At 45.0% G+C, this 26,083-nt stretch carries 34 protein-coding genes; 26 read left to right on the top strand and 8 right to left on the bottom strand.

Features of this window, described 5'->3' with window-relative positions; all coding sequences use genetic code 11:
- Positions 1 to 30 precede the first annotated feature (30 nt).
- The 8 genes from LCM10_RS12935 (at position 31) to pdaA (ending at position 5,536) form a co-directional block, all read left to right on the top strand.
- Positions 31 to 213: an SE1561 family protein gene (locus LCM10_RS12935; RefSeq protein ID WP_224876686.1), complete on the top strand. Its 183-nt coding sequence runs from the start codon at positions 31 to 33 to the stop codon at positions 211 to 213.
- A gap of 550 nt (positions 214 to 763) precedes the next feature.
- On the top strand, positions 764 to 1,210 hold the full coding sequence (locus LCM10_RS12930) for a GNAT family N-acetyltransferase (RefSeq protein ID WP_224876685.1): 447 nt from the start codon (positions 764 to 766) through the stop codon (positions 1,208 to 1,210).
- Between the two features lie 95 nt (positions 1,211 to 1,305).
- Positions 1,306 to 2,859 carry a fumarate hydratase gene (locus LCM10_RS12925; RefSeq protein ID WP_224876973.1) on the top strand — a complete coding sequence of 518 codons (1,554 nt, stop codon included), beginning with the start codon at positions 1,306 to 1,308 and terminating at the stop codon, positions 2,857 to 2,859.
- A 127-nt stretch (positions 2,860 to 2,986) separates the two neighbouring features.
- A complete protein-coding gene (locus LCM10_RS12920; RefSeq protein ID WP_224876684.1) occupies positions 2,987 to 3,415 on the top strand; it encodes an NUDIX hydrolase in 429 nt (142 codons plus the stop codon).
- Positions 3,416 to 3,444: 29 nt separating this feature from the next.
- On the top strand, positions 3,445 to 3,618 hold the full coding sequence (locus LCM10_RS12915; protein WP_224876683.1) for a hypothetical protein: 174 nt from the start codon (positions 3,445 to 3,447) through the stop codon (positions 3,616 to 3,618).
- 35 nt (positions 3,619 to 3,653) lie between these two features.
- Positions 3,654 to 4,022 carry a DUF4181 domain-containing protein gene (locus LCM10_RS12910; RefSeq protein ID WP_224876682.1) on the top strand — a complete coding sequence of 123 codons (369 nt, stop codon included), beginning with the start codon at positions 3,654 to 3,656 and terminating at the stop codon, positions 4,020 to 4,022.
- A gap of 67 nt (positions 4,023 to 4,089) precedes the next feature.
- Positions 4,090 to 4,650, top strand: a complete 561-nt coding sequence (locus tag LCM10_RS12905) for a DUF4825 domain-containing protein (RefSeq protein WP_224876681.1) — start codon at positions 4,090 to 4,092, stop codon at positions 4,648 to 4,650.
- A gap of 112 nt (positions 4,651 to 4,762) precedes the next feature.
- Complete coding sequence (pdaA, locus tag LCM10_RS12900) at positions 4,763 to 5,536, top strand: delta-lactam-biosynthetic de-N-acetylase (RefSeq protein ID WP_224876680.1); 774 nt, start codon at positions 4,763 to 4,765, stop codon at positions 5,534 to 5,536.
- Positions 5,537 to 5,584: 48 nt separating this feature from the next.
- Here pdaA and LCM10_RS12895 read toward each other — a convergent pair whose 3' ends face one another.
- Complete coding sequence (locus tag LCM10_RS12895) at positions 5,585 to 6,025, bottom strand: DUF4362 domain-containing protein (RefSeq protein WP_224876679.1); 441 nt, start codon at positions 6,023 to 6,025, stop codon at positions 5,585 to 5,587.
- Positions 6,026 to 6,140: 115 nt separating this feature from the next.
- Between LCM10_RS12895 and LCM10_RS12890 the strand changes: the two genes are divergently transcribed.
- The 3 genes from LCM10_RS12890 (at position 6,141) to LCM10_RS12880 (ending at position 9,217) form a co-directional block, all read left to right on the top strand.
- The gene (locus tag LCM10_RS12890) at positions 6,141 to 7,010 is read left to right on the top strand and encodes a DNA-3-methyladenine glycosylase family protein (RefSeq protein ID WP_224876972.1); all 870 of its coding nucleotides are present in this window, start codon (positions 6,141 to 6,143) and stop codon (positions 7,008 to 7,010) included.
- A 15-nt stretch (positions 7,011 to 7,025) separates the two neighbouring features.
- Entirely contained in the window at positions 7,026 to 8,432 is a 1,407-nt protein-coding gene (gene rlmD / locus LCM10_RS12885) for a 23S rRNA (uracil(1939)-C(5))-methyltransferase RlmD (protein ID WP_224876678.1), read from the top strand.
- A 236-nt stretch (positions 8,433 to 8,668) separates the two neighbouring features.
- Positions 8,669 to 9,217 (top strand): hypothetical protein, encoded by a 549-nt coding sequence (locus tag LCM10_RS12880; protein WP_224876677.1) that lies wholly within the window; start codon positions 8,669 to 8,671, stop codon positions 9,215 to 9,217.
- Positions 9,218 to 9,436: 219 nt separating this feature from the next.
- Here LCM10_RS12880 and LCM10_RS12875 read toward each other — a convergent pair whose 3' ends face one another.
- A complete protein-coding gene (locus tag LCM10_RS12875) occupies positions 9,437 to 10,474 on the bottom strand; it encodes a 2,3-butanediol dehydrogenase (RefSeq protein ID WP_224876676.1) in 1,038 nt (345 codons plus the stop codon).
- A 220-nt stretch (positions 10,475 to 10,694) separates the two neighbouring features.
- Here LCM10_RS12875 and LCM10_RS12870 point away from each other — a divergent pair, with 220 nt between their 5' ends.
- The 4 genes from LCM10_RS12870 to LCM10_RS12855 all read left to right on the top strand — a co-directional run bounded on the left by LCM10_RS12870 (position 10,695) and on the right by LCM10_RS12855 (position 14,161).
- Positions 10,695 to 11,264: a TetR/AcrR family transcriptional regulator gene (locus tag LCM10_RS12870; RefSeq protein WP_224876675.1), complete on the top strand. Its 570-nt coding sequence runs from the start codon at positions 10,695 to 10,697 to the stop codon at positions 11,262 to 11,264.
- A 351-nt stretch (positions 11,265 to 11,615) separates the two neighbouring features.
- Complete coding sequence (locus tag LCM10_RS12865; protein ID WP_412103403.1) at positions 11,616 to 12,959, top strand: arsenic transporter; 1,344 nt, start codon at positions 11,616 to 11,618, stop codon at positions 12,957 to 12,959.
- 182 nt (positions 12,960 to 13,141) lie between these two features.
- On the top strand, positions 13,142 to 13,807 hold the full coding sequence (locus LCM10_RS12860; RefSeq protein ID WP_224876673.1) for a type 1 glutamine amidotransferase domain-containing protein: 666 nt from the start codon (positions 13,142 to 13,144) through the stop codon (positions 13,805 to 13,807).
- Positions 13,808 to 13,870: 63 nt separating this feature from the next.
- Positions 13,871 to 14,161, top strand: a complete 291-nt coding sequence (locus LCM10_RS12855; RefSeq protein ID WP_224876672.1) for a putative quinol monooxygenase — start codon at positions 13,871 to 13,873, stop codon at positions 14,159 to 14,161.
- Positions 14,162 to 14,205: 44 nt separating this feature from the next.
- Here the strand turns inward: LCM10_RS12855 and LCM10_RS12850 are convergent, their stop codons facing one another.
- From LCM10_RS12850 to LCM10_RS12835, 4 genes are all read right to left on the bottom strand, one after another.
- On the bottom strand, positions 14,206 to 15,075 hold the full coding sequence (locus LCM10_RS12850; RefSeq protein ID WP_224876671.1) for a LysR family transcriptional regulator: 870 nt from the start codon (positions 15,073 to 15,075) through the stop codon (positions 14,206 to 14,208).
- 146 nt (positions 15,076 to 15,221) lie between these two features.
- Positions 15,222 to 15,746: an NAD(P)H-dependent oxidoreductase gene (locus LCM10_RS12845; protein WP_224876670.1), complete on the bottom strand. Its 525-nt coding sequence runs from the start codon at positions 15,744 to 15,746 to the stop codon at positions 15,222 to 15,224.
- A gap of 25 nt (positions 15,747 to 15,771) precedes the next feature.
- Positions 15,772 to 16,425: an SDR family NAD(P)-dependent oxidoreductase gene (locus tag LCM10_RS12840; protein WP_224876669.1), complete on the bottom strand. Its 654-nt coding sequence runs from the start codon at positions 16,423 to 16,425 to the stop codon at positions 15,772 to 15,774.
- A gap of 99 nt (positions 16,426 to 16,524) precedes the next feature.
- Entirely contained in the window at positions 16,525 to 16,962 is a 438-nt protein-coding gene (locus tag LCM10_RS12835; protein WP_224876668.1) for a MarR family winged helix-turn-helix transcriptional regulator, read from the bottom strand.
- A gap of 152 nt (positions 16,963 to 17,114) precedes the next feature.
- Here LCM10_RS12835 and LCM10_RS12830 point away from each other — a divergent pair, with 152 nt between their 5' ends.
- Positions 17,115 to 18,209: a flavin monoamine oxidase family protein gene (locus tag LCM10_RS12830; RefSeq protein ID WP_224876667.1), complete on the top strand. Its 1,095-nt coding sequence runs from the start codon at positions 17,115 to 17,117 to the stop codon at positions 18,207 to 18,209.
- A gap of 45 nt (positions 18,210 to 18,254) precedes the next feature.
- Here LCM10_RS12830 and LCM10_RS12825 read toward each other — a convergent pair whose 3' ends face one another.
- Positions 18,255 to 18,461, bottom strand: a complete 207-nt coding sequence (locus LCM10_RS12825; RefSeq protein WP_224876666.1) for a hypothetical protein — start codon at positions 18,459 to 18,461, stop codon at positions 18,255 to 18,257.
- A 524-nt stretch (positions 18,462 to 18,985) separates the two neighbouring features.
- Here LCM10_RS12825 and LCM10_RS12820 point away from each other — a divergent pair.
- The 10 genes from LCM10_RS12820 to LCM10_RS12775 all read left to right on the top strand — a co-directional run bounded on the left by LCM10_RS12820 (position 18,986) and on the right by LCM10_RS12775 (position 24,384).
- Positions 18,986 to 19,387, top strand: coding sequence for a DUF3888 domain-containing protein (locus tag LCM10_RS12820; RefSeq protein WP_224876665.1), 402 nt, complete (start codon positions 18,986 to 18,988; stop codon positions 19,385 to 19,387).
- A gap of 126 nt (positions 19,388 to 19,513) precedes the next feature.
- Positions 19,514 to 19,699: a hypothetical protein gene (locus LCM10_RS12815; protein WP_224876664.1), complete on the top strand. Its 186-nt coding sequence runs from the start codon at positions 19,514 to 19,516 to the stop codon at positions 19,697 to 19,699.
- A 17-nt stretch (positions 19,700 to 19,716) separates the two neighbouring features.
- Positions 19,717 to 19,950 (top strand): hypothetical protein, encoded by a 234-nt coding sequence (locus LCM10_RS12810; RefSeq protein ID WP_224876663.1) that lies wholly within the window; start codon positions 19,717 to 19,719, stop codon positions 19,948 to 19,950.
- A 35-nt stretch (positions 19,951 to 19,985) separates the two neighbouring features.
- The gene (locus LCM10_RS12805; RefSeq protein WP_224876662.1) at positions 19,986 to 20,405 is read left to right on the top strand and encodes a hypothetical protein; all 420 of its coding nucleotides are present in this window, start codon (positions 19,986 to 19,988) and stop codon (positions 20,403 to 20,405) included.
- A gap of 126 nt (positions 20,406 to 20,531) precedes the next feature.
- Positions 20,532 to 21,071, top strand: a complete 540-nt coding sequence (locus tag LCM10_RS12800) for a hypothetical protein (protein WP_224876661.1) — start codon at positions 20,532 to 20,534, stop codon at positions 21,069 to 21,071.
- A gap of 82 nt (positions 21,072 to 21,153) precedes the next feature.
- The gene (locus LCM10_RS12795) at positions 21,154 to 21,666 is read left to right on the top strand and encodes an RNA polymerase sigma factor (RefSeq protein ID WP_263621491.1); all 513 of its coding nucleotides are present in this window, start codon (positions 21,154 to 21,156) and stop codon (positions 21,664 to 21,666) included.
- Positions 21,653 to 22,327 carry a hypothetical protein gene (locus LCM10_RS12790; protein WP_224876660.1) on the top strand — a complete coding sequence of 225 codons (675 nt, stop codon included), beginning with the start codon at positions 21,653 to 21,655 and terminating at the stop codon, positions 22,325 to 22,327. The genes LCM10_RS12795 and LCM10_RS12790 overlap by 14 nt, the downstream gene beginning before the upstream one ends.
- Before the next feature lie 49 nt (positions 22,328 to 22,376).
- Complete coding sequence (locus LCM10_RS12785; RefSeq protein WP_224876659.1) at positions 22,377 to 22,625, top strand: DUF3953 domain-containing protein; 249 nt, start codon at positions 22,377 to 22,379, stop codon at positions 22,623 to 22,625.
- 146 nt (positions 22,626 to 22,771) lie between these two features.
- Positions 22,772 to 23,737 carry a quinone oxidoreductase family protein gene (locus LCM10_RS12780; RefSeq protein WP_224876658.1) on the top strand — a complete coding sequence of 322 codons (966 nt, stop codon included), beginning with the start codon at positions 22,772 to 22,774 and terminating at the stop codon, positions 23,735 to 23,737.
- Positions 23,738 to 23,763: 26 nt separating this feature from the next.
- Complete coding sequence (locus LCM10_RS12775; RefSeq protein ID WP_224876657.1) at positions 23,764 to 24,384, top strand: YdbC family protein; 621 nt, start codon at positions 23,764 to 23,766, stop codon at positions 24,382 to 24,384.
- A 330-nt stretch (positions 24,385 to 24,714) separates the two neighbouring features.
- On the opposite strand, the gene LCM10_RS12770 is transcribed toward LCM10_RS12775, so the two are convergent.
- Entirely contained in the window at positions 24,715 to 26,082 is a 1,368-nt protein-coding gene (locus LCM10_RS12770) for a YjiH family protein (RefSeq protein WP_224876656.1), read from the bottom strand.
- Position 26,083 lies beyond the last annotated feature (1 nt).

The raw sequence follows: 26,083 nt of genomic DNA, 5'->3' as shown, positions 1-26,083 counted from the left end.
CATAAGATAGGTATGAAAGGAGAGATTCTCTTGGGCAAAGCAGTAAACGATTCTAATTCACAGGTGGATTACCTGAAAAAACGGTTGAACCTGTTTGTCGATGTACTAGATTCCATCGACCCTGAACAAGCTGACGTAGAAGATATCGATCGCCTCATCTCCATGATCGATGATATAGAGTTGAAGTGTGAACAATTCAAGAAGAGTGAGTAAGAGTCCTGGTGTAGGGCTCTTTTTTTATTGGATTGGCGATTGGGTTGGTTGGTGGTTGAGTAGTGTGTGTGGGTGTTGGTGTGTTTGTATGTGTGCGCGTGTACGAGGCGAAATTTGTCGTTTTATGAAGAATGGTCGATAAATCTGGAAAACGGCAGATAAAAATGTTTTTTGGCAGATAAATCGGGAAAACGGCAGATAAAATTCAATTTTGGCAGATAAATCCGGAAAATGGCAGATAAAACTTTTTCCCATCAGATATGCTTGTTTAAGTCGGACTGAGCCTGGCTCAAATCCCCGTTTTTGAGCCAGGCACCGTCGTAATTGGACACCTATTTTAGTGAATTGTGCCAGAAACCACTCCAATCACGGCCAATCGTGCCTGGCACCACCCCAAACATCCCCATTCCCATCACATCTCCCCCAACAACACCTCCGCAATATTTCCCGGAAAATGATGAACCCTGTCAAAATAAAAAGTTCCATGAAGGAAATTCTCAATTTTAGTCAAATACATATCAGTGGCTCACATATAAAAGGAGAGATCCATATGCAAATCCAGGCAATCAAAGAAGAACAGTGCCACGAAGCGAAAGAAGTCATCCTCGCAGGTTTCCTCGAACGGTTTGGTTTCATTGATCACAGTCTGAATCCAGACATCCAGGATATCTGGAAGGAGTACATGCAGGCTGATGATTTATTTTATGTAGGGATGGACAGAGATAGAATGCTCTGCACGGGGGCGGTCAGGAAAGAGTCCGAAGACATCTTTCAAGTGGTTAGGATGTCGGTGCTGAAGCCGTACAGGAAGCATGGCCTCGGTAAACGGATGCTCACCCATCTGGAAAAGAGGGCGGTCTCGCTTGGTGCGAAAAGGACCATTCTTGAGACAAACAAGCTGTGGGGGGATGCCATCCGATTTTATGAAAAGAATGGGTATGTGGTCACTCATGAGGATGAAGTGTCCTGTTATTTCCAAAAGGAATTTCATGTATGAAATCCCTTTCAATCATATTCTTATAGGAGTATAATGATGGGTGAAAAATAAGAATCGTTTAATCAATTTGATTGGTAAGGGGAAGGGGAAGAATGATGAATAAAGAGACATTGCAGCAGAGTATGTATGACTTGATTGTGGAAACGTCCACGAATTTGCCGAAGGATGTGCGCCGTGCGATCCGTTCTGCAAAGGAGCGCGAGAATGCGGGGACGAGGGCGGCGATGAGCCTTGATACGATTTCGAATAACGTAAAGATGGCGGATGACAATGTATCTCCGATTTGTCAGGATACGGGTCTCCCTACATTTAAAATAAAAACTCCGGTCGGCGTGAACCAGCTCGAGATCAAGGAAGCGATCTACGCGGCAATGGTTCAGGCGACGAAGGATGGAAAGCTTCGTCCGAACTCAGTGGACTCGCTTACGGGTGCTAACTCAGGGGACAACCTTGGCCTTGGTACACCTGTCATCAAGTTCGAGCAGTGGGAAAAGGATTATGTGGATGCTCGCCTGATCCTGAAAGGCGGCGGCTGTGAAAATAAAAATATCCAGTACAGCTTGCCATGTGAGCTTGAAGGTCTTGGAAGGGCTGGCCGTGACCTCGACGGAATCCGTAAATGCGTGATGCACTCGGTCTATCAGGCACAGGGTCAAGGGTGCAGTGCCGGCTTTATCGGCGTCGGAATCGGGGGAGACCGTTCGTCCGGTTATGACCTTGCGAAGGAACAGCTTTTCCGTTCCGTGGATGATGTGAATCAGAACGAAGATCTTCGCAAGCTTGAAGAATATGTGATGGACAATGCGAATGAGCTTGGAATCGGGACAATGGGCTTCGGTGGCGAAACGACGCTTCTTGGATGCAAGGTCGGTGTGATGAACCGCATCCCGGCAAGTTTCTTCGTTTCGGTTGCGTATAACTGCTGGGCATTCCGCCGTCTTGGCGTGAAGCTTGATGCGGATGGAGGTATCGCTGAGTGGTTCTATCAGGAAGGCGAAAAGATCGATCTGACTCAAGGTTCCGAGGCAGAACTGGAAACGGCAGCCGCTGATTCGGGTGACGCACCTAATATGGTGACGCTTCAGGCTCCTATCACGGAAGAACAGATCCGCGAATTGAAAGTGGGCGATGTTGTTCAAATCAACGGTCGCATGTACACGGGCCGCGACGCGATCCACAAACACTTGAGTGATAACGATGCGCCGGTTGACCTGGACGGTCAGATCATCTATCACTGTGGACCTGTCATGCTGAAGGACGACGAAGGCAACTGGCACGTGAAAGCGGCAGGCCCAACGACGTCTATCCGCGAGGAGCCTTATCAAGGTGATATCATGAAACGATTCGGCATCCGTGCGGTCATCGGAAAAGGTGGCATGGGTCCTAAGACGCTTGCTGCACTCAAGGATCATGGAGGTGTTTACCTCAATGCAATCGGAGGAGCGGCGCAGTACTATGCTGATTGCATTAAAGGGGTAGACGGAGTGGACCTGATGCAATTCGGTATCCCTGAAGCGATGTGGCATTTGAATGTCGAAGGATTCACCGCGGTCGTGACGATGGATTCCCACGGCAATTCCCTTCATGAAGAAGTAGATAAATCATCATTGGAAAAATTGGCGCAGTTCAAGGAGCCGGTTTTTAAATAATATACAAGTCAAGAAACGTCTCGTGCGAAGAACACGAGGCGTTTTTTTGATTGATTTGGAGATCGGAACCAACCACAAAGTATTTTATGGTAAAATAAGGGTAAAACGTTGTTTGGAGGAGAGTCCAATGAGTTCAAATCAAGGCATGTATACACCGCCCAAACACATCGTGTCCGCAGCCACCATCGTCCTTAATGACAAAGGGGAGCTTCTTTTGATCAAAGGTCCTAGAATGGGCTGGGAAATGCCCGGTGGACAAGTGGAGGAAGGCGAATCCTTGAAGGAAGCCGCCATCCGTGAGACGCGGGAAGAATCGGGGATTGAAGTCGAAATCACCAAATTCTTCGGGATCTTTCAAAACGTGGAGCAATCCATTTGCAATACACTATTTTTGGCTAAGCCTGTGGGAGGCACACCGACAACATCCGAGGAAAGCCTCGAGGTCGGATATTTTCCGATCGAAAAAGCGTTTGAAATGGTCACGTTCCCAAATTTCCGTGAGCGCATCAGGTATTGTCTGGATGATGAGATGCATCCGTTTTGTGTAGAGTTTTAAGCAAGATCTGAAAAAGGGGGACGACTGCCATGTGGTGGTTTTGGATTATGATAGCAGGGATTTTAATCTTGGCTTTTCTAATCGATGTGTGCAGGAAGAGAAGAAATGACGATAACCACCTGCCTGGCATTGATTCCGGTGCCAAGCCTGGAGAGGACTCCAATTACACAATGGGGAGCCACCGGGATTCCGGCGGTGGTTAAGGTCAGTAAATAGATAATGTAAAAGGGGGGGCAAAATGAATTTTTTTATCCTTAGCCTTCTAATCGGGTTCATCCTGATTGTGGGCGGAAGCATCTGGCTGGACCGTTGGCTCAGAAAGAAACTCCACATCCCGAAGAAGGATGGTTGGGTTTATAAGCCTGTCCACCCGATACAAGGTTGGATTGAAGGCTTGATCATTGTTTCAGGTTTGATTTTTACTTTTAACAGAGAGTATTACGGTGTTGATTCTCAAGCGTTCTTTCCGCTTGTTTTCTTCATACTGTTCACTTTCAGGGCATTCATGGAATGGAAGTTTGAACGGGAAAGAAGGGAATACGTGCTTACGCTTATATCATTATTCCCATTTATCTTATGGATTGGTTTTGTTTTTTTCTATTACTAAGAAAACGAAACTTTACTCAAAATCAAACGTACATTTATTAAACTATCTAAGAAATGGAGGGTTGGCGTTGAAAACCATTCAAGCCATCTTACTATCACTTATCACAATTGCCTTGGTGCTTACAGGCTGTTCCCAACCAGCCAATCAGCAAAAAATCAAAACAATCGACAACGTTGATGTCGATTCGCTAAAAGAAAAAGTCGGTACATATGTAGGTGATAATTCCAAAGTGAATGAAATCGTACAGGGCCTTGCAGGGGGTGAAACAGTGAAAGAGATTGATCTCTCGGGCGAGCGGATCAAGGTTTCCTATGGGTACGAAGAGAATTCCCAAATCTCCGAGGAGCAGGTGAACGAATTCTGGTTCAATGGAAAGAACATCGATAAACAGAATTTTTACTACAATGCCATTTATCTCACGCTTTTAGTGCCGAATGCAAAAGGGTATGAGTTCGACATTGACGAATCTTCAGTGAAAGTCGATCGTGAGCAAATCGAAAAGAAACTGAAAGATGAATTCAAGGACTACCCAGACCTCAAGGATGGGGAAGCGGTGCAGCAATTCATTGAAAAGAACGAATCAAAATTCAAGGAATTGGCGTCGGAAGAATATCAGGCATTTCAATAAAAGTGAGGAAGGCTGGCGATGAAGTCAGCCTTTTTTATTTGGATACTTTTAGTAAGCATGAAAATGCCGACTTCTCAAAAACTAAACGAAACGGATGAGAAGGAAGGTTATTATGAACAAATTATTGAAAATCCTGTTGATTGCGGCCGTGGTCTTATTGCTTCTGCCGGCAGAGGCAGAGGCCGTTTCCAATAATCCGATCGGCTGGGGCTTCAAGAAAAGCCGGGATGAAGTCCCTGCTGAAGCCGGTGCGGCCCATGACGCGCTGCTTGAAAAATACGGTGCTTTCTACAAAGGTTCCCCGGATAAAAAAGACATATACCTGACTTTCGATAACGGCTACGAAAACGGTCATACCGAGAAAGTGCTCGATGTGCTGAAAAAAGAAAAAGTCCCGGCAACGTTCTTCGTTACTGGACATTATCTTCTCAGCGCCGAGGACCTTGTCAAACGGATGGTGAAAGAGGGGCATATCGTCGGGAATCACTCCTGGCATCATCCCGACTTCACCACAACGAGCGACCAGCGCATCCGTGAAGAACTCGAGAAAGTGAAAGTGAAAACCGCTGAGCTAACGGGCCAAAAGGAAATGAAATACCTTCGTCCCCCGCGCGGTGTGTTCAGTGAGCGCACCTTGAAGGTCGCACAGGAAGAAGGCTATAAGCATGTGTTCTGGTCACTCGCATTCGTCGACTGGAAAACCAATGAACAGCGCGGATGGCAATACTCCTACGATAACATCATGGCACAGATCCATCCCGGAGCGATCATCCTGCTCCACAGCGTGTCAAAGGATAATGCCGATGCCTTGGAAAAAGCAATCCACGACCTCAAAAAGCGAGGCTACACATTCAAAAGCCTCGACCAGCACCCAGCAATGAAATAAGAGGGACGGTCCTTTAGTTGACTAAAGGACCGTCCCTCAGTGCGTTAATCAGTACCAGAGAATGATGGCTTCATCATCACTGCCGCAGTCCACAAGTCTGTACACGTTGTCAGCCATTTCTCCGTTCGTGTACTTGATGTTGCTGCAAGTAAAGTCTTTTATTTCCCCTTGTCCGAATTTATCTCTTCTTGTATCCATGACCGATTTGAATTCTTTACCGTCGAAACGGATGTCGTGCAGGATAGGGTCCCCTTCATCTGTGTAGAAGACAACGCGGACACGATCCTTCTTTCCGTTACTCACATGTTCATAAAACTCCTTGAATCGTTCCAGGTTTTCCACCTTGCCATGAGTGTTCACAACATCCGTCTCTTTCGGCTCATAGTCGCCTATTTTCTGGCTTACTTCATGATCTAATCCGCCCCCCGACTCATCACAGCCACCGATGAGCAACGCCAGAAGCAACCCAGTTGTCATCCACTTTTTCATTCCCATCATCCCTTCTTACCTGATTCTACCAGATTAGACTCACACAACGTTTAAGGGTTACACCTGCCATATGCTATAATACACATACGAGTTTTGACGCGGAGGGATGAGGATGATGGCTACGAGGAATGTTAGGATTGAAGGGCCGTATAATTTCGATCGGGTGCTGGACAGGCTGTCGCTTGATCCGCTGAATGCAGTCGACAAGGAAGATCGCAGCGTGAAGGTTCCTTATTATTTGCCGGACGGAGACGGAGAAGTCATCAAGGTGCAGGCAGTCGGGACGACCGAAGAGCCCGAGTTCACCATTACATTTGAAAATGAAGAAGATCTTGAGAAGAAACACAACCGGATCGCAGAGATCTTTCAATGGCATAAAGGCCTTCACGACGTGCACGAACACTTCCTGAAAACGGAGCTCAAGCCGATTTTCGAAGAGCATGCCGGAACGCCGATCGTCCTTGAATTCGACCCGTTTGCAAGCATCGTGAAGAGCATCATCCATCAGCAGCTCAACCTGAAGTTTGCCTTCACGCTGACGCATCGATTTGTCACGACATACGGCTGGCAGAAGGACAATGTCTGGTTTTATCCATCACCCAAAAAAACGGCAGCACTGACCGTTGAGGAGTTACGCGAGCTTCAATTTTCACAACGAAAAGCGGAGTACGTCATAGGACTCGGTGAGAAAGTCGCCAGTGGAGAGCTGAACCTGGATTCCCTTGCTCTTGAATCAGACGAAGCCGTCATCAAGGAACTCACGAAAATCCGCGGCATCGGACCATGGACCGCACAGAGCTATCTGTTATTTGGTCTCGGACGCCCGAACCTGTTCCCGACTGCCGACATCGGCATCCAGAACGCCATCAAAATCTTATTTGGAATGGACCGGAAGCCGACCCAGGAAGAGCTTGAACAATTCAGCTCGCCGTGGCATCCTTATTTAAGCTATGCATCACTGTATTTATGGAGAAGTATCGAATAGAACGGACGTGAACCAATGAAAAAGCAATATACAAACAAGCGCAACACCAATAAAAATGAAGTGAGAATCGAGTTGAAACAGCAGTTTCCTCTTACGATAAAAAAGATCGGCATCAACGGTGAAGGCATCGGTTTCTTTAAACGGAAAATTGTCTTCGTACCAGGTGCCCTGACCGGCGAGGAAGTCGTCGTCGAAGTCACCAAGGTGCACCCGAAATTCACTGAAGCACGCATCAAGAAAATCCGCAAGAAATCACCGCAGCGTACAAAGGCACCTTGTCTCGTCTACGAAGAATGCGGAGGCTGCCAGCTTCAGCATCTGACATATGAAGGCCAGCTCGAAGCGAAGCGTGACATCGTCCTGCAATCGATGGAACGACATACGAAATTGAACCTGGAAGAACTCGATGTCCGCCAAACAATCGGCATGGAGAATCCGTGGCATTACCGCAACAAGAGCCAATTCCAAGTGGAATCCCATAAAGGAAAAGCGTTCGCCGGTCTCTACAGCATGAACTCCAACAAGCTGATCAACATCGACGAATGCATCGTCCAGCACTCTGCAACCAATAAAGTCACCACCGAAATCAAACGCATCATCAACGACTTCAACATCCCGGTCTTCGATGAGAAAAAGAAGAAGCCGATCCTGCGAACGATCGTAACGCGTGTCGGCTTTGAAACGGGGCAGGTACAGGTCGTACTTGTCACTTCTGAAAAGAAGATTCCACGTAAGGAATTATTAATTTCTGAAATCCAGAAACGCCTACCTGAAGTCGTTTCGATCGCACAGAACATCAACCCGAAGAAAACGGGGATCATCTTTGGGGACGAAACGATCCATCTTTCCGGAAAAGAGAGCATCGAAGAACGCCTCGAAGAGTTCACGTACGAGCTCTCAGCGCGTGCCTTCTTCCAACTGAATCCGATCCAGACTTCGAAGCTGTATAACGAAGCTAAGAAAGCAGCGGGGCTCACAGGTGAAGAGAAAGTTGTCGATGCGTATTGCGGTGTCGGTACCATCGGACTTTGGCTTGCTGATGGAGCGAAAGAAATCCGAGGGATGGACGTCATCAAAGAAGGAATCGACGACGCCAAGAAAAACGCCGAGCGATTTGGAGTCACCCATGCCCAATACTTCGTGGGCAGTGCAGAAGAACTCATGCCGAAGTGGAAGAAGGAAGGCTGGAGACCTGATGTAGTTGTCGTCGATCCACCGCGCACCGGCTGCGATCAGAAGTTCCTTGATACAATCAAGGAAGTGAAGCCGAAGAAGTTTGTGTATGTGAGCTGTAACCCTTCAACACTTGCGAAGGATATTGAGTATTTGAAGAAGCAGTATACGGTTGAGTATTTGCAGCCGGTGGATATGTTTCCGCAGACGGCGCATGTGGAGTGTGTGGCGAAGTTGGTTTTGAAATAAGTTGTGAATACAGGTGTCTGATTTCAGTACATTAATGTACCGGGATCAGGCACTTTTTTGTTTGAGGGGATAGGCACAATAAGATTTTCTAATTGAATTCTAATCTTCCTATAACCTTTATGATAGTTTAATTGGGCATAATGATAGGTGTTAATGAACGCAAAGTTTACTTAAATGTGAAAGGCAGGAATGTATTTTATTTGCCCCAACATTTGTTATTTAAAGGAGGATCCTCCATGAAGACAAGTGAAATAAAGAGGGAAAGACAACTATGGATCCCAAAAAAGGAACGAATTTGGGTATTCACGGTCATGATCCTCTCTACCTTGATCGTACTTTGGGAACTCAAGGGGTTTTTAGCGTTACCGCTAAGTACCCTTCACAGCAAGCAGTTTGAACATACATTAAAAAGCTTTGGTTCAATAGCGAGGGTTCTCTTGTTTTTTGTACTATCGTATTATGTGATCCTTCGTGTGATCAAGCTTCCTGTATTGAAAGGACAAGCTAAGGTGAAAAAGTGGTTGTCCACTTTGCTCCGCTATACTCGAAAATGGCATACGCCAGTAGCCATTTTTTCAATTTCATTGATCATCTTGCATACGGTAGCAGCATTTCTTCATGGATTTAAATTTGATTTTAACTATGTAAGTGGATTAATTGCTTTGTTGGTCCTGCTTCCAGTACCGATATCGGGATTATTCAGATATCAGAGACGGGACCGAAAGTGGCATTTATGGTCAGGTATCACGTTCGCCATTCTATTTTTACTTCATTCTTTTTTATAAAAATGCTGCAATCTCTTTTTAAAAAAAAAAAAGATGAAGTAGAGCCTCTTTATTATTTATAGAGCCCTTGTGCGCTGAAAGAAAAAACAGGGGTTCGCAGATGTTCCCGGCTTATAAGGAAGGGCCAGCCCAAATGTGGGCTGGCCCTTTTGATGGATAATGAAAGATAATTGCGATCTGGAAGAATGGAAGAACTTGAAGTCAGACAAAGAGTGTGTACTACAAATTCGACCGCTTCGGCGTCACCAAAATCTTGCACTGAGTACGATCATTCAGGATTGCTTCAAATCCTTCTTCTGTGATGTCGTCCAAGTGAATCTTTTTCGTGATGACGATGTCTTCATTGATCATGCCGTTATTGATCAATTCAATGACGCTTGGGAAGATGAACCGGTATCCAAGGGATGTCGAGATTTTCTTCTCTTGCATCACAGCGACAGTTGGATTATAGGATACTGGCTTTTCCCATAAGCTGACGATCATTAATTCGCCTTTGGTTTTTGTGCTGTTAAGTCCTGCTTCAAAGGTTGGCTGTACGCCGGCCGCTTCAAAGGAAACATCGACCCCTTTGTTGGCTGTTAGGGACATGATTTTTTGTACGGGATTTTCCTCGATTGGATTGATGAGATCCGTAGCCCCTAGTTTCAGTGCCGTTTCCCTTCTTGTATCTGACACTTCCACAACGATGATTTTCGATGCACCGGCAGCTTTTAGGGTTTGGACAAGAAGCAACCCGATTGGGCCTGCCCCAAATACGGCAACCGTGTCACCGATACGGAATTGACTATTTCGTACGGCATGGGTTACGACTGCCGTTGGTTCTACCAATGCGCCTTGTTCAAAGCTCATGGTATCGGGAAGTTTATATACTCGATCCTCAGGTGCGACGACGAATTCAGCAAATCCACCCTGGTGACCCGCTAAACCAAAGCATTGCAGGTTTTCACATACGTTATAGTTTCCTGTTCTGCATGCTTCGCATTTCCAGCATGCAACGAATGGTTCGACGACTACACGATCTCCGACTTTAATAGTTGTCACATGTTCCCCGATTTCCGTAACGGTTCCAGAAAACTCGTGACCCATCGTCACGGTGGGTTCATTGATGACCATTGGACCAGCGACGTATTCGTGCATATCGCTGCCGCAAAGGCCACACCATTCTATTTCAATTTTGACAGAGTCATCCTTCATTTCTGGAATTGACACTTCTTCCACTCTGATATCTTTAGCAGCATGAAATCTAGCAGCTTTCATCTAATCTCTCTCCCTCTCAGTAAATGTTCCCCTTGTAAATACAAACCTCGAAGTCGTTCAGAGGCATTTTGTAAGCGTTATTACAATGTGTATAATAAGGGAAATAGAAGAAGGGCTACAACCAACAGTTTAGGCTGAATCATTTGATTTCCGATAGATCCGGGCGAAATGTTTAATAAAGTGGTTAAGTTGAAGTTAGCAAAGAGTAAAGGATTGGGGAATGATGGACAGGCGCATTAAAAAAACAAAAAAGTCGATTAAGGAAGCGTTGTTTAAATTTGCTGTCATCAAAGGGATGGAGAATGTGACCGTACAGGATATCATCGACGAAGCAGATATCAATCGTGCGACTTTTTATTATCATTATAAGGATAAATACAACTTGTTTCAGGAGATTGTCGATGAAACGCTGGAAGGGTTAATGAATGATGTCGTGCTGCCTCATAAAGCAGAGTCCGTCGAAGATATTCTTCATCCCCCGGCATTGGCCTTTTTTAAACATGTAGAGAAGCATATAGAGATATATAAAATCATAATCGGCAAGAAGGGACTGCCAGGAATAAGATGGGAAATGTTAGATACCCTCAAAACGTCGATTGAAAAGAATATTATGCAATTAGAAGAAGGAGAGTTTGGTGTATTGGTGGAGAAGGACTTCTTGGTAAACTTCATCGCCGGGGCACTCCTTGCACTGATTATGGATTGGATCGAAGGTGAAATGCCGGGAGGAGCAAGTGAGTTGGCAGATCAGTTTGTGAGTGTCATTACAAAAGGGGTGTTCAGGGAGTAAAGTCCGTTCGTTGAATAAAAAGAGTAAGATGCGACAATAGCGAAAAGCACATAATGTCCTCGATGGAGGATGTTATGTGCTTTTTTTTGCACGCTCATTCCTGGTCAGACTCCATTCTATCATTTCAAATTAATAGAGTATCTTCTTTTACGGCATATACCCCATTTTCACTAGACATTTGTCCATACAGGCGAATGGCTTTATGTGATAGATGTCCTAAATAGGTAGTAGACTATTTTCATATAAATGGTAATTATACCCAAACAAATCTAGTATTTTTGCATAAAAATATAGAAACGGAAAAGATTCATTACTTTGTTAAATGAGAGGTGAGTTTGATTGAATTTCGAAATGATCATGAGTGCGACCGTTTTCCTTTTGACAATGGCAGTCATTTTTTGGAGGCCAAAGGGATTGAACGAAGCATGGCCGGCTGGCGTTGGAGCAGTCATCATCCTGGCAACAGGCATTGTGACGAAAAGTAACTTGATTGATATTGTGGATAAAATAGGGGAAGCTTCCATTACGATCATCGCGACGATTGTAATGGCAATCATTTTAGAAAGTTTTGGATTCTTTCACTGGTCTGCTGCCAGACTCGCAAGATTAGCTAGAGGATCTGGTCGAAGATTGTATTGGTTAATTCAGCTTCTTTGCTTTCTGATGACACTGCTATTCAATAATGACGGCAGTATCTTGATTACGACTCCTATCTTGATTCTACTTTTAAGAAATTTACGTTTGAAGCCCCATCAACAAATTCCTTATCTACTGAGTGGTGCGTTAATTGCCACTGCCTCAAGTGCGCCTATCGGTGTGAGCAATATCGTGAACTTGATTGCTCTGAAGATCGTTCATATGTCGCTGTACATGCACACAGCCATGATGTTTGTCCCTGCAAGTGCAGGACTACTGTTTATGTCTTGGCTAATGTACATGGTATTAAGGAATAAATTACCGGACAAGCTACCCGTTTCGACTGATGATATTGAAGAATCGTTCTTTTCGAGGAATTTCCATCCGTTAAAAGGAAAGATTTCAGTGGAGACGAAACGAAAGCGTACACAATTCATGTTTAAAGTATTGGGATTTGTGTTTCTCATGAGATGTTTACTATTTGTTGCTTCATTTATGGGAATACCGATTCAGTTTGTAGCCGTATCAGGATCGCTCGTTTTATTGGTATGGAGATGGTATCACTTGCGTACGAACCCGGTCGATATCCTTAAAAAGACGCCTTGGCATATCCTGATTTTTGCCTTTTCCATGTATGTGATCATCTATGGACTGCATAATGCCGGATTAACCGAAATGTTAGTGAAGTTCTGCGAACCCATTGTGAATCAAGGGTTGTTTCAAGCAAGTTTCATTATGGGAGGTTTGGTTTCGGTTCTTTCAAACCTGTTCAATAATCACCCCGCGTTAATGATCGGGACCATTACGTTGACGGAAATGGGGCTAGACCCTATTACGCTAAAAACGATCTATCTGGCGAATATCATCGGCAGTGATATCGGTTCTTTACTTCTTCCGATCGGTACACTGGCATCGCTTATCTGGATGCATATCTTAAGGCAAAATAAAATAAAAGTAAGATGGAAGGACTATCTCAGTGTTTCATTGATCGTCATACCCATCACAACCATCTTTACACTTTTCCTACTCTATTATTGGGTACAATTGATTTTCGCCTGATGCGAACGTACCATAGGGACAGGTCCACCGGTTCAAGTAAGACTGGTGGACCTGTCCCTATGTTTTTTTATCTATAAAAATATTTATACCAAGACCTATATTTCCTAATTTGTATTATCGATAGAGTCGTTTTAAAATAAAACACGTAAGCGATAAACGAAAACATTTTAGGAGGAATGACAATGTCTAAACATATATTAATGGTTGTAACAACGGCAGATGAGATGAAGGAGGGCCATCCGACAGGTCTTTGGCTTTCTGAATTTGGTGAAGCGTATGTGGAGTTTGAGAAGGCTGGTTATGAAGTAACCGTTGCAAGCCCGAAAGGTGGAAAAGCACCTGTTGATGCGCGCAGCTTAGAAGGCGGGGAAACACCACAGGAAATCCTTGATACGGCCAAGTATCTTGAGGATACAATAAAGCTTGATACGATCACTGATTTCTCAGGATTCGATGCGATCTTCATGCCAGGTGGACACGGGACAATGTTCGACCTGCCTGAAAACGGTAAGCTTCAAGAAGCGATCCGTAAAATTTATGAAGGCGGAAATCTTGTAGCGGCGGTATGTCACGGCCCTGCAGGCCTAGTTGGCGCAACGCTTTCTGACGGGACATATCTTGTGTCCGGCAAGACGATCGCTGCGTTCACCGATGAGGAAGAGCGTGCTACGGGATTGGATATTTATATGCCGTTCCTATTGGAAACCCGTTTACGTGAACTAGGGGCGAACGTTGTGACAACAGACAACTTCACGGAAAATACGAAAGTGGATGGCCGTTTGATCACGGGTCAGAATCCACAATCAACGATTGGTGTAGCGAAAGCGGTTGTCGATCAACTAAACTAAGGATACGTTTGAGATAGCCCGTCAATGTGACGGGCTATCTTACTGGGAAAAGGAGTGCTGACCATGGATGAAATCACGATCACTGCAGTATTGAAGGCAAAAGCGGGGAAAGAGGAGGAGCTTCGTCAAGCGCTGCTCGATGTGGTCCCTCCTTCACGTGCCGAAAAGGGCTGTATCCTCTATGTGCTTCACGAGTCCCGTGAAGAAGAGGGTACGTTTGTTTTTTATGAAAAATGGATGAGTCAAGAGGCTCTGGAATCTCATATCGGTTCAGAGCATTACGGGGCTTACCGGGAAAGAGCTGCCGAACTGGTCGACTCCCGTGAAGTGTACAAGCTGAAAACCATCGATTGACCAAAATAAGCAGTGCCGGCTCCGATTGGGCCGGCACTGCTTATTTAATCTTCTTTTTTCAAGTCCTCGAGGATTCGCTGGATCATCGGGTCATTCTTGCTTTCCAGTCTGTACGCAAGATAAATGACATTGGTGGCGATTCGATCAGGCTCGATGATCTGTACTTTACCTGAATCGAGCGACTCTTTGATGAAATAGGCCGGCATGACACTGATGCCGTGACCTGCCTCGATTCCGGCAAGGACGGCCCCCATATTCGGGAGAACAAAGTCAGGACGGATATCTGGACGTGTCGCGAATTGCGTCAGATAGTAGCGACGGATGATCGGTAATTCCAATCCGAAGGTGAGCCATGATTGAGCGTCGAGCCAGGCCTGGAAATCTTCATACTCGGGTAATGGAAGGGAAGCGGGGGCCGTGACCACAAATTCCTCCGTTTCGAGCGGAACGTATTGAACGCCGGCCTCGTTGATGCGCTTCGTGGAAATCATGAAGTCGAGTGTTCCTGCGAGGAGCTGTTCAAACAGACGGTCCGTCAATCCGAACGTGGCGATGTACTGTGCGTGTTCCTTCGAGAGTCGCGGCACCACCCGCTTCGTCACATATTCCATCGGTCCACCCATCTTTAATACAGGCTTCGCTTTCTCCTTGGAAGATTCATATTTCACCTCGAGGGAGACCTGTTCAAGGGATTCAATCAGGGAAACAACCTTTGTGTAGAGCGCTTTTCCCGCATCGGTCGGAATCATTGAACGCGGCGCCCTTGTGAACAAGGATTCGCCAACTTCTGCTTCGAGGGCGGCAATATGCTGGCTGACTGCGGGCTGCGTCATGAATCGTGTCCTGGCAGCCGCAGAAACCGAGCGTTGTTGATACACATTGACAAAACTTCGATACCATTCAAAATCAATCATCTTTTTACTTCCTTTTATCGTTGATTAAGATTAGTGTACCCGGTTGGGAGAGATAAGACAAATAACGATATTGGTAGTGTCCGATAAAAATTTTTATCGATACAGTGAAAAAAAGGAGATGCCCGGCGGACATCTCATCATGGAATTCAACGGGTCGACACGATCTGTGCCACCAGCGCTTCCGCACTTTCTTTCACCTTTTCCTCACTTAACGCCCTCACGCCCTGGAGAACGAATGAAGGGAGGAAACGCATGCCGGTCAAATTGGCCATCGCCTGGAACGGCTTTGTCAATTCGCTCATGCTGTAGTGGTTATATCCTCCTGCCCGATAAGCATCCTCAGGCCCACCGGTGGAGATGGCCAGCATAAAATCCTTTCCGTGCAATTTCGTTCCTTGTGCCCCGTATGCCCAGCCATATGTTAATACGACGTCTTGCCATTCTTTTAACAAGGAAGGACTGCTGTACCAATAGAATGGGAACTGAAAGACAATTCTTTCATGAGAGAGGAGCAGCTGCTGTTCCCTGTCCACATCGATCTGTTTATCAGGATACGTCTCGTATAAATCGTGTATCGTGATCCCGGGTTCTTCTGATAATCGTTCTTTCCATGCTTTATTTACCGTGGAGTTTGGTAGATCCGGGTGTGCTGTGATGACGAGTGTTTTCATTGTGATTTCTCCTTTTGAGTGATTTTTAGGCCTGTTCATAAACGATTTCTGCATGTTTACGGTCGATATGCATGCGATATAGGGCTTCCGAGATTTTTTCTGCCGAGAAGTGGGTGTCTTCCTGTACAAAGCCGTTGATTGTAAGTGTTCCGACATAGATCCCTCTAGGAGACAACTCCTGATGAAGGCTGAGTGCCAGGCTGCGCAGTGCCGCTTTCCCGACGGATAGGGAGGCGTATTCGGCATAGGGGTTAAGGGCGAGCCCACCACCGGTCAGAAGTATGGATGCACCTTCATCATGTAAAAACGGAAGAGCTTCCTGAACCGCAGCCAATGCGCCGGCAGCATTCACTTGAAAGTCGTACAGGAAATCTTCCCTACGAATCGTGGACGGATTCCCCGGTCTGATAGAAGCGGCGTTGTATAACAGCACATCGATGGTGTCCCCAAACTCAGCCCTGACCGAGCTTAGCGCTTGTTGCAAGGAAGCTTGTGATGAGACATCCCCTTGAAATCCTTTCACATTGACCCCAAACTCAGCTAACTCTTTCTCAAGCTCTTTCAGGGATTGAGATGTCCTTGAAATCAAGGCTACGTTGAATCCTTTCTGTCCGTATCGTTTAGCGGCTTGATAGCTGATCCCTTTACCAGCTCCGATGATGACAATGGTTTTATTCATAATGGTATTCCTCCTGTTAGTTATTTGTATATGCAAATGTTTAGGTAAAAAATATTTGTATATGCAAATGAATGGGTAAAAAAAGAGGACACGAAAAGCTCACTCTTCTTTTTCCAGTTTGTTGCTTGCTTCATGAAGCATCCTGCTTAGATCAAGGCTGAATTCCTTGCCCAACGTTTGTGAGTAGTCATCAAATAGGTCCTTGATTGAAACACGGAACTGCCGATACACTTCTTCGCCTTCTTCCGTCAGGGAGATGAACGTTTGCTTTCCGGACATCCTTTTTGAAACCAGCTGTTTCTTTTCCAACTTGTCGATGAATCGCGTACTGGTTGAAGGAGCAATGGATAGCTTATGGCACAGCTCTTTCTGTGTGATCTCCGGGTTGAAGTGGATGACCATCAGCATATAGAAATAGGATGGGGCAAGGTCGCCGGCATCAAGATATTGTTCAGCCAGTTTGGTAATGTTGCGGGCAAAACGACTTGCCGTGAAATATAAGCAGTGAATCAAGACTTCTTCCTCTTCATTTCTCAAGACCGTCACCTCTTTCATTTGCATATACAAATTAACACGGGAGTTGATTGGTTGTCAAACGCGGTCGTCCGACGGGATGCTTTTTTTGTATAAAGGGTGAAAATCTGCTACTCTGCTTTCATAACATAAGTCAGTTCAGGAGTGGTATAAAAATGAATGATCCAATCATCATAGTGGGAGCGGGATTGAGTGGTCTGCACGCAGCCTCGCTTCTGACATCGGAGGGAGTCCGGTGCAGGGTCTTGGAAGCACGCAGTCGAATAGGGGGCAGGGTGTTGAGTGAAGCGGCTGGGGACGGCCACTTAAAGGGGATGTTTGATCTTGGACCTACATGGTTCTGGCCGGAGCATGAGCCCATGATTAAAAAGCTTGTCAGTGACCTGGGCTTGCCGACATTGGAACAGCACACAGAAGGGGCCATGCTTCTCGAACAGTCAGCACATGAACCAATAAAGCGTCACGTACTGCCGGAAGGTGCTGTCGAGAGGTCGGTACGGTTCGTTGGAGGAGTGCGGTCACTCATTGAAGCTGTAGCGGGTACCCTCCCGAAAGGAACGATTGAGCTTGATACGACCGTAACCGCAATTACAATGGACGAAAACGGAAAGATGCTAGTGGAGGCGGAGAATGATGGAGGGAAGGAGTCGATCCGTGCAAACACGGTGATCCTTGCCCTACCACCACGCCTCGCTGCGAGCGGGATTGAATTTTCACCTCCTTTGCCCGGATCACTTATCGGAAGTCTAATGGATAAGCCGACATGGATGGCGGGCCAAGCCAAGGTCGTGGCGGTCTATGACCGGCCATTCTGGAGGGATGAGGGATTATCTGGTGGCGCCATGAGCTGGCGAGGTCCCCTGCAGGAGATTCATGATGCCTCTCCCCAAGCAGGCTATGGTGCACTCTTCGGTTTCTTCGGGATTCCCGCGAAGATGCGTCATGAGCTTGGCAGGGAACGCACGCTCAAACTTGTCATCGAGCAGCTCACAAGACTGTTTGGACCCGCAGCGGAACAACCACTGACCCTCCTTTATAAAGACTGGTCAAGCGATCCACACACGGCGGTGGAGAAAGATAGAGAACCACTATCCAGCTTTCCTACGTACGGACCAGTGGCGACGGCAGGGCTATGGGAGAAGAACATTGTATTTGCTGGTACCGAAACCTCTCCGGAACAAGGAGGGCATCTTGAAGGAGCACTGCGATCGGCTGAACGTGCAGCATTCGAAGTTTTGAAATCCCGATGACCACTTTTAAAATAACCTGACCCTGGACGTTGATCCAGGGTCAGGTTATTTTTCATGAAGACGCTGTTGAAAGAGCCTATTTGCTTCAGCAAGTTCTTGTAGCCGATGCAGTTTCCGGTTTAAATTATGAACCGTACGATCCATTTCATGAATCTTTTTTTCCAATAACTCTAAACGATAGGAGCAAGCCTTGGCAGAATATTGTCTTGTTGCTCTTTTCCTGCCGAGAAAACTTCCACGATGAATGTCCATGTTTCACCTCACCAGGATTGTATGGGAAGAGGGCCCGATGTAGAACGTCCGGATCCGCCGAAACGTCAGTGCATATTATTAAATCGTATTCAGTTAAAGAAAAGGGTGTATGGGCGTTTGAGTGGAGTAAGTTTGCTGAAGGGTAGAATAATCCTATTAAAGGCACGAAAAAAAATTTTAAAGGCACAATAAATTAATTGAAGGGAGTAATTAATTGAATAAAGGGTGTAATTCCTTGAATAAAGAGTGTAATACGATAACAACGCCGTCTGATCCTGACGATATATAACTAGTAGTAGGGGATGGAGGGGGCAATAGGGCAAAAAACACCCTCGATTATTGAAATGTTCCTGTTAGGAGTGAGAATTCATCTAAATAAATGAGGAATGATATAAAAAAAGCGATTTCCAATAATTGAAACCTAACCGCGATGACCTAAACAGCCTTGGCAAGAGGCCCAAAAAAGTCCATTTTAAACGGCTGAGCCCCATTTCCACCGTGATACTACATGAGAGGTGAACACAATGATGAAAAAGGTTGCGATTCCGTTCATGCTGATCTTCTCTTTTCTGATTTTGCAAAGGGAAGCGTATGCTGCTACGATCAATGAAGCCGATTCAGAATTATGCGACACGCTCAAGTATGCGTTGATCAACAGTCTTCGAAAGCCCATCGATGAAGCCATCCAGAAGATTTATGAGCATGATGAGCTTGCACCTGAAGGCCTTACGTGGGCGTCTTATGAAACGGACATCTTAAAGATCCAACAGGCAAATGGAATCGGTGGTGCCTACACGATCACGTTACTGGTCAAACCCTATTATCGTGCCCATTTGACGTATGGGGAAGATCTTGTTGTTATAAGGGAAGACGGGAAATTAATAAGTTATAAACATTTGAAGACGTATCCTAACATTGATTTTTAGGGACGTGTCCATCCGAAGGGCTTTCCTCAGCGAGAGCTCTTTTTTTGCGAAAAAATTTCCTTGAAGCTGTTGGTTTATTTTGGAATAATTAAAGTTAAACAATGGTGTAATTTTAGGAGGAACGGAATGGGACCTGGAAAAATCATTTTGACTGCTATATTGGCAGGTATCTATTCTGGGATTTTAGATGGGATACAACAAAAGTCAGATCTGAATGCGTCGGGAAGTGCACTGATTCTCGTGTTGTTAACCTCCCTGTCAGGATATTTATTGTATAGAACGGGAAGGGAGAAGAGTTCGAGTGGCAACTGATCAAAGGAGTGGGGACGTTGGAGCTTAGACTGACGCAAGAAATTAAGGAGCGTTTTTGGTATCTATTCCCTTTTATCATGATCCTTTTCAGCCTGTTCAATGTTTTTTACGGATGGGAGCTCCGTACCATGACATTCCGAGAACTTGAAGACTATGGGGAGCTCGTATACGTGGGTTTGGTGGTGGCGCTTGAGAGCGCTTTGGTGACTGTGTTTGTGCTGTGGGTGTTGGGGAAAATCGTGAAGAATTAGGGGAATATCGAGACCTTTATTTGGAGGCGGAAATCTTGACGGTAGCAGAGTATATGGAGTTAAACGGTGGCCACTTATCATTTCAAAGGATTTCTGAACCCAGGACAAAACATACGAAACTTCGAATCGTCGTGAATAAGAGCGATAACCCAACAGACCTGCTCATTTTTCCACATCCGGATAGTAAGGTTGAAACCTACCAAATCGACTTTGAAAATTATGCGTCTTATTCTGTAACATATGAAGTTTTCACGAGGTGTGAATATGGGGAATGGGTGGGGGATGCGGCTCGGATCCATGATCAGTCCGACTATCTGAAAACAATAAAGGAAACCTCACTTCTACCATCTGAAGGGCTGACTCATTACTCGCTGATTTGTTTTGAACATGTCGTTGATATCATTTCAGCATTTGAGCCGGTCATTACAAGGATTGATTCCAATTCTATTAAGTAATATGTAGCGGGATGTCCAATAAAGGACGTCCCTTTTTTGAAAAAAATGTAATCAATATCGAACCCTTTTAAAAGTTTAAGAGTAATATAGGCGAAAAACATCAAACGAAGAAGGGGAATTGATTACGTGTATAAAATCTATTCGGTGAAAAGTCTATATAAAATTCTAATCATACTGTTGATGATGATTGTAATGGGTGGCTGTGAGGAAGCTAAAAAGGTAATAGAGATTTCCGGTAACGTTAAGTCCATTGGTAACCATATCTCTGTTAATGGAACTACTAATCTAAAGAAAGGTTCAAAACTCAAGGTTGAGTTAAGAGATATAGAAATTAATCATGTGATAGAGAAACATAACGTAAACGTAAAAGAGGACGGGGTTTTTAATGTGAATTTTTCGAGGGATGACAGAGGAGAGGATCATAAACTGGTCGTCAACTTCTATCCCCATGAACAAACAGAACAGATCCAAAAGATTTACGGTGCCGCAGGTGGATTGATCAGTGAGCACTCACAAGGTTATGTTCAATATAGCAAAGAAGGAAATGACGTTAGCGGTATTCAGATGTTTGATTTTATCTATAAAGTTGAAAAAGGTAGTGTTGGGCAACGAACATTTCTCCTGGATCACTTTGAAAACCCTAATGCGGTGAGTGGTGAGGAATAGATTCTTAAGCAGATGTTAAAACACCATGGCACTTTGAGAGGAGTGAAATCGTTCGTTGTTTATGGATGAGGGAAAAGCAGAAATGATATTTATGGAATATAAGGATTACGTCTTCAGGACCGCATTACTCTTAACCAAGTCCCGTAGTTTGGCAGATGACATCACCCAGGAGACGTTCATCATCCTATTAAGGAAATACGATACATATGATACTTCAAGACCTTTCAAACCATGGATTTATACAATCACGATAAATGTTGCCAAAACGGTCATGAAGAAACAAAAAGTCCTGAAATGTTTCTCTTTTTTTTCAGATGTAGTCCCTGATCAAGTCAATTCGGTTGAAGGGAATTTCCTAAAGGAAAATGAAATACAGGAGTTGTGGAAAATCGTTAACTCTCTTTCTTGGAAAAGTAAAGAAATCATCATATTACATTTCTACTCAGAATTGACGTTGAAAGAGTGTTCAGATGTTTTAGGGATCCCTCTAGGCACTGCGAAATCAAGACTGAACACAGCTCTTAAGCAATTGAGGAAATTAGAGTTAAAGGGGAAATTTGACTTCACCAAGGCGGGATTATATGAAGAAAGATGACTTAGATAGATTATTTAAGTATGTTGATGAACACGAAAAGTCGTCGATTGAATTTCAATCAGTTTGGAGAAAAGCCCATCGGAACGATTGGAAGAGAAATCTATTTCAATCGGCAAGTCACAATTTAGCCATTTTGATGATAATCGTTATTCTCACTCCACTTTTGGGGCATTATTTAGTAGCTTCCAATCCATCATCTGATGCAGCCAGGTCGATTTCCGGAACGGCCTATGATATTTCCGGAAAAGTATATAACTTTCCAAACCAAATTGTCATCAAAGGTCAGAGTAACCTCCCAGAGGGGACAATGATTAGTGTGGAAAAATTCGAACACGATGGTGGCCCTCTATTATCACATCGCGAAGCTAGGACAAATTCAGATGGGTCCTTTCAATCCACGTTTGACCGATTGGATCGTAATAAAAACTACATCGTCAAAGTTACGGTATATTCCCATAATCAAAGTAAACCTGTAAAGAAGGTGTTGGGGGACCGGGGTGATCAACTTAGGAATGCAGACAGTGGATTTCTTTATAAGGAAGAAGGTAAAGAGTTTAATGGCTTAAGGGTGATGGGACTTGTGAACAAGATAGATGATGACGGCCAACATGTTCTTTCAGAATTTCTGATGGATACCCAGGAATTTAAGGCCAGTCACTAAGTTGCCGCCGATCACAAGACGGGGCAAACGTCAAAGGAGGATGAGCTACTTGAAACTATTAAAGAAGGTGAACGTTATCCTTGCCATCATGGGCATCGTGTTGTGCTTCACTTATTTTTTGGGGGAAAGGATGTTAATTCCTACTAATCTTTTCATACCCTATTTATTGATTATGTTCTTCCTTATGGGCATTGAGCAAGTGAAGGGACGGCGTGACAGGGGTGGCTATATTTATCTCTTCGCAGCGATCGCGATGACTTTGGCAGCGATGATTGGCTATTTGTTGGATTCAATCTGAGTATTTCTATGAAAAATTGTCCGGTCATAAGGAAATTTGATCATCACCCTTCAAAATAACCTAATATACGTTATTCCCTGAATCTAGTAAAATGGTATTTGGAATAAAATGTCATATCTATTTACTTATTAAAGGAAGTGTAGACCATGAAGGCTGTCGTTCAGAATGAATTCGGTAGTGCGGAGGTCCTTCGCTATACTGATATCGATGTTCCTGAGATTGGCGAAGGTGAAGTGCTGATCAAAACGGCATTTACAAGCGTGAATTTCGCGGATATCAAGTCGCGGAGAGGAGCAAAGAAGTCCGGCGCATTCCCACTCATACTCGGATTGGATGTTGCGGGAACGATTGAAAAGGCGCAGAGCGGGTCGTCTTTTTCCGTTGGAGATCGGGTCATCGCCTTTCCAGCCGGTGGTTCTTACGCAGAATTTGTGAGGGCTGACGAAAAGTTGGTATTCCATATCCCTGAGAGCCTTTCATTTGAACAGGCTGCCGCCATGCCGACCGTATCCATCCTTTCGTATATTTTGCTGCATGAGATCGGACAGGTGAAAAAGAGTGATGCAATCGTCATCCATAGTGCCGCGGGTGGGGTAGGGTCGATGCTCGTCCAATTGGCCAAACTGGCTGGTGTGGAAACAGTCATCGCCACAGTCGGCAATCTACAGAAAGAAACATACGTGAAAGACTTAGGGGCGGACCTTGTCTATACCTATGATACATTTCCAGAGGATGTTTTAAGTCAAACGGGTGGCCTTGGTGCGAACGTGATCTTTGATTCAGTCGCAGGTGATATCACTTCCAAAAGCCTTGACTGTTTAGCGCTGTACGGCACGCTCGTTCAGTTCGGTAACAGCGGCGGCATGGCGGGCAGTTTTAAAACAAGTGATATCCACGCTTCCTGCAGGAATGTCAAAGGCTTCAGCCTCGGCACAACGCGGAAGCATCGGCCGGAATGGTTAAAGCCTGTTGCGGAAAAGGTGATAGGATTATTTGCATCCGGGGAAGTGAGCCTGCCGATTGCTCAGGTTTTTGATTTGCGTGATGCAGCAAAAGCACATCGGTTGATGGAAAGTCGGAAGCATGAAGGGAAAGTGTTGTTGAAGGTTTGAACCAGAAGAAGTAAGGGGTTATTTTTATGCTCATCAAGTACATAACATGTAAGGTGAAAGAGGGGTGCCGGAAAGCTTTTGATGAAGAGCAAAAAAGGTGGAGGGCACTGAGTCCTGTCAATGGATTCCTGGGTCAAATCGGTGGGTGGAGCGTAAAGGATCCGTTTACTGCCGTACTAATGGGTTTTTGGAGTAATGAAGAAGATTATCACTATTTTATGGATCATATCCATGATGAAATATTGCTACATTCAGATCAATCAAATACGTATACATCCATCGATGTCTATATATACAATGAGTGTTTCCATATATCTGCTGCTGATCAGACGCTCATCCAAGTGATAGAACAGGGTGAATATGTTCGAATCGATTCGTTTGAAGCGGAACATGGACGGATGGACCGATGCATTCAAAAGTACGAGCAAACATTGCAGCAAATCGAAGGGATGCTGAGTGCCACATTTGCATGTTCTGAAAAAAGGGTAGGGGAGTGTTTGTTCTTTTCATGCTGGAAAGAAGAAAGGCCTCCTCAAGATGACTACGTGCCTATTGCTACTCTATTACCATGCGATGCGGAAGGATTTGATGGTGAAGGTTGTAAAGTTGAAGAGAATTGGAGAGTACTCCCGGAGTGGAATCGATAAAGAATAGGTTTTGGGAAAGTTGGTAAAAGAGCTGTCCGACAATCATGTAGAAATGAAAAACAAGCAGGAATCCATCTCCTGCTTGTTTTCTTTCTTTGTTAAAGTGTATCGCTGATGGTATTTTCAGGTTCCTACTGCTGGAAGGGGTGCAAGGTGAAGGAATCCTGCAGCGAAAGTAGTAACGTGTCCAACTCGAAGGCTTAGGGCACATGTCATAAATCAACTTGTCCAAGCAGGCGAAGATCATCCTTGTGACCGATGTACCTAATGCCACCCGCCCCTGAGTAAAGTCTTGCACGGAATCGGGCGGCGTTGTTAAAAAGAACGTTCTTAAAAGACGATGAAGTGAGCGATCAGAACAATGATCGGAAGCGTGATGATTGTTCTTTGAATGAAGATGACAAATAGATCCAGAAAGCTCAATGGGATATTGGAACGTAGGATCAGGATTCCGATTTCCGACATATACACTAATTGTGTTAAGGATAGTGCAGCGACTACGAATCGAGTGATTTCGCTTTCGATTCCACTTCCGATTACAGGAGGTAAGAACATGTCGGCGAAGCCGATGAGCATCGTTTTGGCGGCAGCCGCAGCTTCGGGAAGTTGCATCCATTCAAGTACCGGTATGAACGGATAGGAAATGATCTGAAACAACGACGTGTATTCTGCGACGATCAAGGCAGCGGCACCCAGGCTCATGACGAGCGGGATCAAGCCAAGCCAGATATCAAGGACGGTTTGGACACCATTTACAAGCAACTGTTTTGGAGCAGGAGCTTTTTGTGCTTTCTCTACAGCTTTTTCCAGCCCCCATTTCCATTTTGAGACACCCTCTGGGATTGTCTCATCAATCTGCTGGCCGACGGGTTCGTAATACGTGTCAGGCTTTCTTGAAAGAGGCGGGATTCTCGGCATGATCACAGCGGCAGCAACACAGGCAATGGCGACTGTTAAGTAAAAAGGGATAAAGAGGTGGCCAAGTCCAACGATATTTGCCACTACCAAGCTGAACGCAATGGAAGCAATCGAGAACGTCGTAGCGATAACTGAAGCTTCCCTTTTTGTATAATAGCCTTCATCATATTGTTTCGTCGTGACGAGCACGCCCACGGTCCCAGCTCCCATCCAAGATGCCATACAGTCGATGGATGAACGTCCGGGCAGGGTAAAAAGAGGTCGCATGAATTTATGGACGAGTGCACCGATGAATTCCATCAGGCCAAACTCGACTAATAGTGGGAGAAGGATCCCGGCAAATAGGAACCAGGTAAGCAGTACAGGAGCTAAATCATAAAGGACGACTCCTCCTGTATTTCGGGACCAGATAAATTCTGGTCCGATCTCAAGAATGGTCATCAGTCCGACGGAGAACCCCAGCAGTCTGGCAGCGATCCCGATCACACCGATATCGAATAAGCCTTTCAAAAACTTGTTCGAGAGAATGAAATTTGGCTTCAGTACTTTTGTGAAAATGGAGATACTTGCGGACAAACCTAAAATCATGATGATCAACACAGGAATGAATTCACTGATAAGGCCGTTTAAAAGTGAAGCGAAGATGCCGACACCTATGGTGACTTGTCCGTCGAATTTGATTGGTACAAGAAATAATAATGCCCCTATTAAGGAAGGAAGAATGAACTTCCAATAAGCATTCATCACGACTTGATCTTTAACTCTCACTTCCGTCTTCATG

It is taken from the genome of Rossellomorea aquimaris (assembly GCF_020171925.1).
Taxonomy (GTDB): Bacteria; Bacillota; Bacilli; order Bacillales; family Bacillaceae_B; genus Rossellomorea; species Rossellomorea aquimaris_F.
This window is presented reverse-complemented; position numbering and strand designations above follow the sequence as displayed.